General features: G+C 43.7%; 7 protein-coding genes. All 7 read left to right on the top strand.

The window, feature by feature from the left end:
- Positions 1-2 precede the first annotated feature (2 nt).
- The 7 genes from AAA970_RS18020 (at position 3) to AAA970_RS17990 (ending at position 12,554) form a co-directional block, all read left to right on the top strand.
- Positions 3-443: a hypothetical protein gene (locus AAA970_RS18020; RefSeq protein WP_338238285.1), complete on the top strand. Its 441-nt coding sequence runs from the start codon at positions 3-5 to the stop codon at positions 441-443.
- Between the two features lie 32 nt (positions 444-475).
- Complete coding sequence (locus tag AAA970_RS18015; protein ID WP_338238284.1) at positions 476-6,106, top strand: hypothetical protein; 5,631 nt, start codon at positions 476-478, stop codon at positions 6,104-6,106.
- 48 nt (positions 6,107-6,154) lie between these two features.
- A complete protein-coding gene (locus AAA970_RS18010; protein WP_338238283.1) occupies positions 6,155-7,027 on the top strand; it encodes an Imm49 family immunity protein in 873 nt (290 codons plus the stop codon).
- Positions 7,028-7,452: 425 nt separating this feature from the next.
- Complete coding sequence (locus AAA970_RS18005; RefSeq protein ID WP_338238282.1) at positions 7,453-8,244, top strand: fibronectin type III domain-containing protein; 792 nt, start codon at positions 7,453-7,455, stop codon at positions 8,242-8,244.
- Positions 8,234-8,440 carry a hypothetical protein gene (locus AAA970_RS18000; RefSeq protein WP_338238281.1) on the top strand — a complete coding sequence of 69 codons (207 nt, stop codon included), beginning with the start codon at positions 8,234-8,236 and terminating at the stop codon, positions 8,438-8,440. Before AAA970_RS18005 ends, AAA970_RS18000 begins: the two co-directional genes overlap by 11 nt.
- The gene (locus AAA970_RS17995; protein WP_338238280.1) at positions 8,416-11,571 is read left to right on the top strand and encodes a zinc metalloprotease; all 3,156 of its coding nucleotides are present in this window, start codon (positions 8,416-8,418) and stop codon (positions 11,569-11,571) included. Before AAA970_RS18000 ends, AAA970_RS17995 begins: the two co-directional genes overlap by 25 nt.
- Positions 11,568-12,554 (top strand): hypothetical protein, encoded by a 987-nt coding sequence (locus AAA970_RS17990; RefSeq protein WP_338238279.1) that lies wholly within the window; start codon positions 11,568-11,570, stop codon positions 12,552-12,554. Before AAA970_RS17995 ends, AAA970_RS17990 begins: the two co-directional genes overlap by 4 nt.
- Positions 12,555-12,559: the final 5 nt, after the last annotated feature.

The raw sequence follows: 12,559 nt of genomic DNA, 5'->3' as shown, positions 1-12,559 counted from the left end.
ACATGAAATATTTAATCTTATTTTTATTGTTTGTCACCTGCACCAGAATAACAGTAGCACAGGCTGTCATAAAGAATGGGAAATATGCGGTGGAGGTTACTATCCATGATGAAACTCATGGAGAGGTAATAACCTGTATACATGATATATCATATCGGCTGGCAAAATTTGCTAATGGAAGCACTACTATAAAAGGGGTCTATAATAGTCCGCCAAGAATTAACTATAAGTATGAAGAGGTGAGGGACAAAACGGATTGTGGAGGAACCGTAACGGTATTAAATAAAACAGATTATTATTTATTGGAGGCTACCACAGCAGAAACAGTAGAATTAAATCTTCAAAGTTTATCTCATGAGGGAGGGACCATGACCTCCCGCGTATATATTAAATATTTTTGTGAATTAATTTCGGAGGATCAACCTAGTCCTATAACAGATTAGCAATTTTTAGGCCCAGCGCACCAACCTATACCATGAAAAAATCAATCTTAACCTTATTATATTTTTTACTCCTGTCACCATTTGGGGAGTTGTTTGCCCAGAACTATCCGGTGCAGGCCAATTTAGTGTTGACCCCTCCTTATGGGATTCGGCTATCGGATTATGCCGCTCCGGGGAATCAGATGATCAAGGGACAGGTATGGCTGAAGGATTTGAATCAGCCGGAATTGCCAGTACGCTTTAAGGTGAAGGTGGAAGAACTCAGCGGGAAAATCACCCTGGAAACCACACCGCAGTTTTTACCGGATCCCCTGTACATTATGGGTGGACAGCCGGAAATGCTCGATGGCAGTAATCTCGGTATTTATTTTGATTTAGCGAATTTACACACTACCCGCGGAAGTATTAACAGCATTACGACCAATGGTGGGAAGTTGCCGGACGGATTGTATCGTTTTTCATTGCAGGTGTTGGAATATTATACCGGGCGGTTGATTTCCAATACGCCCATGCAGCAGGCTTTTTTGACGCAGTCTGATCCTCCGCAATTGATTTTGCCGATGGAGCAAATGCTGGTGGAGGCGCGTGATCCTCAGTACCTGGTTTTCAGCTGGAATCCCCGCCATTTGGCTTCGCCTAACCGCCCGCAAAATGTCACCTACCGCTTCCAGATCGTGGAGATTTTGCGGGAAGGGCAGACGGCCGGAGATGCATTTGCGACTACACAACCGATTGTGGATGAATGGGACATCATGGCATCGGCCTATCAGTTGGGGCCGGCGGACAGTCCGCTGATGCCGGGGAATTGGTATGCCTGGCGGGTGCAGGCTTATGATGAAGATGAGCTGGGACTGTTGAAGAATGAGGGCTGGAGTGAGATGCGACTTTTTCAATATGGGGTGGCCTGTACGGAATGCGGGGATCTGATGGTGGAAACCGTGACCCCTTCGCGGGTGGAGCTGGCCTGGACGGGCACGCAGGGACATATGGAATGGGAAGTGCGTCATCGTCCGGTGGCGGAAGAAGGGCAGGCCGTTTTGGAGTGGACTTATGATTCCTTCCTGATGGAGCGTGGGAATATCCGTCGATTGTCGCCGGCGGTGAAATATGAGTTTCAGGTGCGTGGAAAATGCGGCGCCCAGGAGGGGGAATGGTCGGCATCGGTCTTTGCCACTACGGGGGAAGCGGAAGAAAAGCCTTATATCTGTGAGGGGGGTGAGCTGATTATCAATTGGGAAAATAGTGAGCCGCTTGCTTCGGCCTTGCAGGTGGGGGATACCTTTACGGCGGCGGATTTCACGGTTACGGTGACCGAGGCGCGTTTTAATGGCAGCACCCATTCGGGGGTGGGAATGATTCAGATCAAGAGCCTGAATAAGGTATTCTTCGGGGTGGCCTTTAATGATATTGAGCTGAATACGGATTATAAACTCATCCATGGGGAAGTGTTGGTGACCGGTATGGACAGCAATTTGATTGATCCTGCGCTGGCGGATGCCATCATGAAGGGAGTCGATGCGCTGGATGATTTTTTGCGGGAGGCTGAGGCCATTGCGGAAATTATAGATAATATCAAAGATAAAGATGAGGCCACCCATAAAGCGGATGAGGAATTGCAGGCCGCCAAGGATGAAGTAAATAAAGCGAAAGAGGAACTGAAGGATGCCGAAGATGCCCTGAAGGACGCCAAGAAAATAGAGGACGAAGACGAGCGTAATGCGGCCATCGCTAAAGCGGAGGAAGATAAAAAGGCAGCGGAAGATAAGCTCAATGCCGCCAAAGATGCCGAAAGCCAGGCGCGGGGAAATGTGATGGATGCCATCAAGGATTATATGGGCAAGGGCAGTAAGGAGCTATTGGCTTTTACTGCTGGTGTGAATCGTTGTATGCAGGCGGAGGCCGGAATGGTACGACAGCAGGAGGCGGAGCGTACTTTGACAGCTGCTGAGGCGGTATTGGTCTTTTTGGCAAAAATGGATGGCAAGCAGGCACCGGATATCAATTTGCGTGATTATGCCGGACTATCGGAAGAAGAGGCCCTGGCCAAATGTGAGGAAATGGCCAGTCAGGTGGTGGACATGCTGGATGGGCGTGCGGCCGATGGAACCGCAGAAGCCGGTATATTGACGGCCATCAATCAGGCGCGTACTTCCGTCTACCTCTTCCAGCAGATCTTTGGGCTGGGCTACGATATGCTGGCCGATGACGATGCCCTGCGCGAAGGATGTGAAAATTGGGCCACTGAACAAAGCCTGACTTTCAGCGCCCATGAATCCACCGGATTTGATGCTGGTGGCAGAGGTTTCGATAATGACGTATTCGATGCCGTGCAATGTGGCGATGACCTGATCCTTTACCCCTTCATTGCCATTGAAAAAGGGCAAAACGGAAAGATTAAATATGATACAGATGCCACCGAAACGGTTTATTTCCGACCGGTGGATGCCCCGGCCAGAGCCAAAGAGGGCGATCCCCAAGGCACCGAACTCTACGCCCTGAACAACAAAAAGACCCTCTGGGAAGCTTATCAAACCATCGATAATCAGGAGCAGGTGCTGGGCAAGGTGAATGTATTACCTTTTGAGCCGAAGACGATTAAGCTGTATATCAAGCCGGTGGATGATACCACTCCCCCTTCCAAAGCAGCAGTGGAAAGCTATCTGGCATCGGTTTACGGGCCTTATTTCATCAAATTTGAAGTTGAAATTCTGCCTAAAGTTAGCGGGCTGGACTGGGATGAAAACGGTGATGGCAAACTGGCTTCCGGGGATGAAGAACACGGCAACCTGGCGAACTATACTTCCGAGCAAAGCAAGCTGATTGCCGCCTTCAAAAAAGTGCACAATCGGGGCAAAGACGAGCTCGTGGCCTTCTGGGCACCGACCGCCAGCAAGAGCGGTTTGGCCGGCTTTTTCCCCCAGGGTCGTGCCTATGGATTTTTATATGCACCGGACAATTCCGAACAGACCTATCATACCCTGGCCCATGAATTGGGGCATGGGGCGTTTAATCTGAAACACCCTTTCCAGCGATTTGAGGGCGAGGTAGAAGCTGGCACCACGGACAATTTGATGGACTATAGTGCTCCGGCAAAAGCACTGTATGCTTATCAGTGGAATTTGCTACACCAGCCACTGAAGGTGCTGGGGATTGAGAATGAAGATGGGGAGAGTGAGCAAGAAGTTCAAGAGGATGATCAATCCATTTTTACTTTTATTCATAAAGAGTTTATTAGCTTAAATGAAAAAACGGGTGCAATAGCTTTTTTATACTTTGGTTTTTGTGATCAACCGCCAGTAATCCAAGGAAATAAGGTTTTAAGGAGAGAGTTACGTGATGATTCAGATGATATTTATGCGAGTGAATTGTATTCCCCAGAGTATCCAACACTTAAATTTTTATTAGTTCAACAAAAGGAAGGTGGGGTTGAAATCAGTTCCCATGATCCTATGCCTAGTAACCAGCTTAAGGAATCACTCTTACCTGTTTTAAGTAATCTTGACCTAAATGATGTTAATTCCAAATCACTGGTAGTTTTTAAAAATAAGCAAATAGCTGATGGGCTTAATTGTACAGCATATCTTTCTGATCAAATTGCAGAATGGGATTTTTGTAAAGAAGATCCTACAAAACAAGAATATACATATATTTTCAATGCGATATATGATTGTTTTGGCGACCTGGATGCTATTTCTGGCAGCAGCGGGCTTGGGGATTTAAGAAATGCGATTGCTGAAAGCTTAAATACACCTTTAATAGATGAAAATGGGGAATACAAAGAGACTATTAAGGTATCTATTAAAACAGCTGATGAGGCTATAGAATATTTACAGTCCCCACATTTAGCTGATGGTCTTTCAGAGGAAATATCAATTGATATTGATTTTAATGAATCAGACCCAACGGCTAGCAAATATGTAGTTAAACTTTCTGACAATTACAGAAATTATTTAAAAAGTCTGAATCCTTCCCTTACGGATGAAATATTGAATGAAATCGAGGATTTTATGTCGAAATATTTAGCGAAGGCCCAAATAAATATTTGTAAAGGGGGGGCTGATTGTGATTCTAATCCATTTAATTGGCTTCAAATAGCAAACCTGAACCTACAAAGCCTGGTCAAGACGTCAAATGTTTCAGACGCCATGTGGTGGAAGGATAAGCCAGCTTCCGAGGGTGCTAATTTGTACCATTTGGTTGAACTAAAGACGAATGTTTGGCGACCTTTAGCCGCAGGGATTGTTGATGGAGGCGTCGAAGAGTTCACTGCACTGCCGGATGCATTGCGGATGGTCATGGAATTTGTGGCTAAGCCAGAAGAATTAGAAGCTTTGCAAGCCCATGTAAAGAAAGAGGGGCTAGGAAATATAGTTGCCTCTGCTATTGGTAGAGAATTACGATTGGCTACGGAAAATGAAAGTTATGGAACTTATTTGGGGTCAAAAATGGTAACACAGGTGGCTACCTTCATCTGTGGCGTGACAGGGATAATGGCGAATGTGGACTTTGAAAAAGTGGTTTCGTCTCTTAAAAAGCTAGATAGTAAACCCCATCTCAATCAATATATCTATCAATTGCGAAAGGCACCACAGGAGATGGCTAATCAAATGGAGGTATTTTCCAAAGTGGTTCAAAAATTGGGGGATGATTTATCCGGTCTGGAAAATATAGTGGCTAATACCAAGTCTTTAAATGTCAAGCATTTATTTAATGATATTAATTCCAATATTAAGATTTATGATATATTGAAAAAGCGTCATGAATTAATTCCGGCTTGGGAGGAATTGATTGTTGAAAGTACAGGGAGTTTTAATCGCAAAATCCGGGCAGGGTATGTGAGTATAACTTCTCAATCAAATTTAGAGGTTTATTATTTGGCCCGACGAATGCTGGAGGGTGATGCAGAGTATCTTGGAAAGTTGAAAGGCTTGTTTGGAAAGGACGCAAAGGTTTCAAGGCAAATGGTTTTGGATCAAATGGCTACCATTACTGATGGGCAAAAGCTTCGTGATTTCATTAATAAATTTTCAAAAATTGAATTCCCGGCTTCATTACAGGAAATAAATATACAAATACCAAGTTCATTAAAAGAGGAGCTGGCGACATTGATTAATAACAGAAAGGCACGGAAGGAAGCCTGGGAAAATGCAAAGAAACTGGCAGGGGATCCACCTTCAGCTGCTGAAAAAGCCGAAATAACTAAACATTGGAACGACTTTGTTAGCACTTCAGAAAAATTAGGGGAAGAGTCTTCGAGGAGAATCATTAAAGAAAATTACCCCAATGCGAAAGAGCTGGTGCTTGATCTGGGTGATAAAGCGAAGCAAGGTACTTTAGATTTGGTATTTGAAGTAGAGGAAAAAGGTTTGAAAAAGTTTATTATTGTAGAGGCAAAAGGAGGGTCTGCTTCTATGGGGACTATTTCGACTGCTAGTGGTGTTGCACAGCAAGGGTCTAGGAAATATTTGGATGAGATTTTGGATAAAATGTATAAAAAGGCTTTTGATAATGGTAAGTTCGAAGAACTTGAGAAAATCATTAGCTTGCAAGACGCTCTAGTTACGGGGGATTCAAAAGGGATGTTGGAATACTTATATATAAGGCAGGGGATTGATAAGGCAGGGGAACTTGGAGTGCCCGAGTTTAGTAAATTTAAATTGTAAATAACTATGAATATTTTAAGGCATAAATTGTTTGATAATTTCCATAAAATGAAAGATTTCATTTTTTCAATTCCATCAGATAAAGACATATTAGATTTTACTAATTCCTTATTATATAAAGGTGGGCGAGGAGTTGTTTCTGATTTAGTTTTAAAGAGATTGATGACTAAGGTTGCATTTGGCAATGAAATGCACAAGCAGCCTGTTGAATTATATAAATATTTACACCTCGTAAAAGAGGTAAGCGTGTTTCTTTTTGAAAAAAAGTCGAGGACTGTCGGATCAGAATTTATTTATATTTTAGGTAATAAAGAGTGTCGTGGAATAGGCGAGGAAATTAAGTATTTTGGTTCATATTATGATTGGGTCCAAGCATTCCAACTTTGCTTAATCTTAAAAGATGAAACAGGATTAAATAAATTATTGGCATTAGTTAATGACCCGAAAAATTTTGAAGTTGAGGGGCTGGCTCCTTATTCTCCTGATGTAAAGGAAGTGGAATTTTATCAAAGTTTATTTACTAATGATCCTAGTTTTATCGCTAGTTCATTTAAAACGGTTTACTCCTTATTCGATTTTGATAAATATCCTCCTATTTCTCCGGAATTTGAAGAAATGGCTTACCATTTGCGAGTTCCTATGCTGGATGTTTATTTCGGGATTATTTCAAAAGATGAGGATTTATATAATAAGTATTTAGCTGATAGTTTAATTGGGCTTAGAAAGTATGTGGAATCGACAAAATTTAGTGATACAAGACATGCTGATGCTTTTTATTTTATCTATTGGGCAGCACTTGCAGCAATTAGATTTGCAGAATTAAACGGCTTAAAAACCCATGTTACTTCTGAATATTTGCCGCAATGGTTAGTAGACGGGAACTTTGAAGGTCTTCCTACTGTTTTTGATACTATGGAATAGATTTCGCCCATTATTTGGTGATCCCCCTGGTCGTAGTCTTCGCATGCTGAACTTAGAAAAATTGTAATCATGTTGCGCGGCGACTACGCCCCAAGGGTATGTAAAATACCGGCTTGGTCTTAGTGATGCTCGCATGGCTCGCTGTAATACGAAGCCTAGGGTGGGGTTGTTTATCTTCACAGGACCATCCGCCTCTCTACTGAACTTCCCCCCACCCACCACACCCCGGGCCAGGGATGGAGGCGGAGGCGTAGCCGGTTGTGGAGCTCTTTTTCGGTGGGCAGGCCTTTGGGAGAATAGCACTACTGCCCGCCGAAAAAAGCGACCGCCGAGAGCCCGGTGCGCTGTGGCGCAGGCCCCAAAAATAATCTTCCACTTAATTTATAGGTTTTTAATTTGATCCTGGATTTTTCGGTAGGAACTTTTTGGCTTCGCCCAACCGCCCGCAAAATGTCACTTACCGCTTTCAGATTGTGGAGATTTTGCGGGAAGGGCAGACGGCCGGAGATGCTTTTGCGACTACGCAGCCGATTGTGGATGAATGGGACATCATGGCATCGGCCTATCAGTTGGGGCCGGCGGACAGTCCGCTGATTCCGGGGAATTGGTATGCCTGGCGGGTGCAGGCTTATGATGAAGATGAGTTGGGGCTGTTGAAAAATGAGGGCTGGAGTGAGATGCGCCTTTTTCAATATGGGGTGGCCTGTACGGAATGCGGGGATCTGATGGTGGAAACCGTGACCCCTTCGCGGGTGGAGCTGGCCTGGACGGGCACGCAGGGACATATGGAATGGGAAGTGCGTCATCGTCCGGTGGCGGAAGAAGGGCAGGCCGTTTTGGAGTGGACTTATGATTCCTTCCTGATGGAGCGTGGAAATATCCGACGATTGTCGCCGGCGGTGAAATATGAGTTTCAGGTGCGTGGAAAATGTGGTGCCCAGGAGGGGGAATGGTCGACATCGGTCTTTGCCACTACGGGTGAGGCCGAAGAAAAGCCTTATATCTGCGAGGGGGGGGAGCTGATCATCAATTGGGAAAATAGTGAGCCGCTTGCTTCGGCCTTGCAGGTGGGGGATACCTTTACGGCGGCGGATTTCACGGTTACGGTGACCGAGGCGCGTTTTAATGGCAGCACCCATTCGGGGGTGGGGATGATTCAGATCAAGAGCCTGAATAAGGTATTCTTCGGGGTGGCCTTTAATGATATTGGATTATAAACTCATCCATGGGGAAGTGTTGGTGACCGGTATGGACAGCAATTTGATTGATCCTGCGCTGGCGGATGCCATCATGAAGGGGGTCGATGCGCTGGATGATTTTCTGCGGGAGGCTGAGGCCATTGCGGAAATAAAGATAAAGATGAGGATACCAAAAAAGCGGATGAGGAATTGCAGGCCGCCAAAGATGAAGTAAATAAAGCCAAAGAGGAACTGAAGGATGCCGAAGATGCCCTGAAGGACGCCAAGAAAATAGAAGATGAAGACGAGCGTAATGCGGCCATCGCTAAAGCGGAGGAAGATAAAAAGGCAGCAGAGGATCAGCTCAATGCCGCCAAAGATGCCGAAAGTCAGGCGCGTGGAAATGTGATGGATGCCATCAAGGATTATATGGGCAAGGGCAGTAAGGAGCTGTTGGCTTTTACTGCTGGTGTGAATCGTTGTATGCAGGCGGAGGCAGGAATGGTACGACAGCAGGAGGCGGAGCGTACTTTGACATCTGCTGAGGCGGTATTGGTCTTTTTGGCAAAAATGGATGGCAAGCAGGCGCCGGATATCAATTTGCGTGATTATGCCGGATTGTCGGAAGAGGAAGCCCTGGCCAAATGTGAGGAAATGGCCAGCCAGGTGGTGGACATGCTGGATGGGCGAGCCGCCGATGGAACCGCAGAAGCCGGGATACTGACGGCCATCAAGCAGGCGCGTACTGCGGTCTACCTTTTCCAGCAGATCTTTGGGCTGGGCTACGATATGCTGGCCGATGACGATGCCCTGCGCGAAGGTTGCGAACAGTGGGCAACAGCCCAAAGCCTGACCTTCAGTGCCCATGAATCCACCGGATTTGATGCAGGTGGCAGAGGTTTCGATAATGATGTATTCGATGCCGTGCAATGTGGCGATGACCTGATCCTTTACCCCTTCATTGCCATTGAAAAAGGGCAAAACGGAAAGATTAAATATGATACGGATGCCAGCGAAACGGTTTATTTCCGTCCGGTGGATGCTCCGGCCAGAGCCAAAGAGGGCAATCCCCAAGGCACCGAACTGTATGCTTTGGATAACAAAAAGACCCTCTGGGAAGCTTATCAAACCATCGATAATCAGGAGCAGGTGCTGGGCAAGGTGAATGTATTGCCTTTTGAGCCGAAGACGATTAAGCTGTATATCAAGCCTGTGGATGGGGCAAGAGTACCTACCAAGGCGGATGTGGAGAATTATTTGGCACTAATTTATGGTAGTGTGTTCTTACATTTTGATGTGGAAATATTGCCTGCGGTCACTGGCTTGGATTGGGATGAGGATGGGGATGGTAAATTGGCTTCCGGAGAAGGTGAACACGGGAATCTGGCGAATTATACCTCTGAACAAAGAACATTAATACAGGCCTTTGAAAAGGTGCACAACCGCGGAAACAAAGATTTAGTGGTTTTTTGGGCCCCGCCTGCCAGTAATGAGGGAGCTTTAGGTTATTTTCCACAGGGTAGGGCCTATGGATTTTTATATGCACCGGATAATTCAGAAGTTACTTTTCATACTTTAGCTCACGAATTAGGGCATGGGGCATTTAATTTGAAACATATATTCGATCGTTTCGATGGGAAGGTAGTACGAGGAGATACGGACAATTTGATGGATTATGGAAAGCCTGATGAAGCTGCATATTTGGGGGTAAACCGGAAAAGCTTGTATGCTTATCAATGGGCATTGACCCATGAACCATTAAAGGTTTTGGGTATAGAAAATTATGATGAGGATAGTGAGCTGGTTGCCCAATTAATTCAGTGTTTCACCGCCGCTGCGGTGGATTTTGCCTTGTATTATAGCATTAATTGGGTAAGTATGTTTTTTGATGATGACATCACTGAAGTACCCGATTATACTGACTTCTCAGCAGTAACCAGTTATAAAGAATTCAGCTGGAAAGAAGCCACAGTCTCAGCCAGTATTTCTTGCGGAACAGCGGTTGTTCCAATATTATCAACAGCAAAGAATACACGTAAAATCAGGGTTTTATTAGGGGCATTTGCCGGTGCGGCGGAAGGTATGGCGACTGAATTGGCGAAACAATATGATGTAGCGGTTGCCAAGCTGGAAGGGGAAGGCATAGCGCCGACCATGCAGGAGGTCTTGAGGAATTTGAATTGGGTTCCGGTATTGGCAAATGCTGGAATAAGTGCGGCCTGTACGGCGACAGCCACTTTTGTTGCTACCAGCCCAAAATTTCAGGCACTTTATCGTTTAATGCGGCAGAAGCTAAAAAAGCAAACCGGAGATATTTCTAAGGAGCTGTATGAATATATCTCTAAACGTTTGGGTAAAGGCTTAGGTGATTTTGAATTTCCTAATTGGGATCTTCCTTATGCGGTGGACTGGCCAAACCTGAAAAAATTACACGATACCCAATTTGACCTGCGTCTGCAAAAACTGGAGACCTATTTTGATGGGACAAACGGACAAACGGGAGCATTGGCAATGCTTCAGCATGTGCCAACCAATAAGTTTGATGATCTCACGAAGTATCTGGATAATCTAAGCCCGGAAGTTCGACTGAAATTTCTTGATGATTGTGCAGATAATGTTGAATTTGTGAAATTCTTGGGCGACAGGCCTGAGGCGGTGGACGTGTGGGCAATTATTAAGGCGAATCATTCTAAATTGGCTAAAGATGTAGATGTTCTTAAATCATTCAATAAGTTAAAGTCCAACCCTAATTTCACTAAAATGGGATTATCTGATGATCTTATTTCAAGGATTAATGGCGCCAAAGGCTTAGGCTATAAAGAAATATTGGATAATCTAGATAACCTGGGTAGAAAAGCCTCAGAAAAAGGGATTGAGCTAGTAGATTTTCATAAGGTAGCTTCAGAAATGCTTGAAGGTGGAGGGAAAGTTGACGGGGCGAATTGGATAACCAAATATATTGGGGACAATGCAGATGGATTTGCAGGTAAGAAGTTAAAGTTTGAAGAATTTACTAATACTGAATTAGGTGGAAGGTATGTAGATGTTAGTGATGTAACTAATGATAAATTTAAGATCTTTTATGAGTTTAAGTCAGTCTCAATTGTGCCCCCTGGGCATTTTCAAATTCAGTTTATGAAAGATTTAACAAATTCAAATAGTCTGGATCAAATTAAGTGGGTTTTTAATCCAAATAAGAATCCCTCAGGAAATGGAGGTAAACAGTTTAAAGAAGCGCTTTTAGAGGAGATTGAAAAGTTACCAATAACAGATGAATTGGCAAGGAAATTTTTAGGACCTAGAGCTAATGCGGATAATTTATTAGATTTAATTGAGAGTCAATTCGAAAACATATTTTTAAAATGATGAAACATATTGAATCCTATGAAAATTGCTCAGGAGTAAGAAATCTTTTCGGTAAATTACTCATAGTTTGCAATAAAATTTTGTTTGCAGATGGGGTTAGAGTAAAGGGGATTAACGCAGTTGATTTGGTTGATTTTTATAATGGCGACCTTCACTTTAATTTGGAATCTACATTGTTTCAATTAAATAAATTTTCCAAGGAGCCCAAAATGGTTTTGTTCGTTGAAAATTCTGAGAGTATAACCCAGATAGAGGATGATTTATTTTTCTGCTTTACGCGTATTTCTAGGAGGGAATTTAAATATTCTGTTATTAATTCTGCTTATGAAGTATTGTGGGAAGAAGTAAATGATAAGTTTATAGATGTAATTGGTGGAAAACTGGTTGTTACCAATCGTTTGGATAGACGAGAGTTTTGGCTGAGGCATGTAAATGGAGAAATCATTTCCCACTTTCAATTACCTGAGGGCTTTAATATTTTTGGAAATATGGAAGCGGAAAATAATACCTTGTTTTTTACAAGCTATAAGGAGGGGAATAGTTTTATGCTTTCCACCGGTGTTGATTTAAACACTGGCGTAGTTAAGTGGAATTATGAGTATAGTGTTCCTTACGAAACGAATTTTATTGCAACCACATATTATGAAAAGTTGATTTATGGTTTGAGTAAGAAGTTTTTTCAAGTTTTCGACCCTGTTAAAGGAGAGTTTTTGGTTGATATTCAGGTAGATGAGGCTTTGCCTGATAATCTTTTTCCTGATGTAAATAGACAAGCGGTTGCTGATGGAAGACTATGGTTTGTTAGTGGGCAGGGACGTACTGTAAACTTTGGTGCTTTTGATATTGAGAAATCTGAAATAGACTTTATTCAAAGTTATCCATTATCTGAGGATGATCAATTTGATACGCCTGTTTATCACGACGGGAAATTACATCTCAGATCTATAGGTAGTAATACTCTATATATTTTTGAAAGAGAATAAATGGA

It is taken from the genome of Persicobacter diffluens, assembly GCF_036244895.1.
Lineage (GTDB): Bacteria > Bacteroidota > Bacteroidia > Cytophagales > Cyclobacteriaceae > Persicobacter > Persicobacter diffluens.
This window is presented reverse-complemented; position numbering and strand designations above follow the sequence as displayed.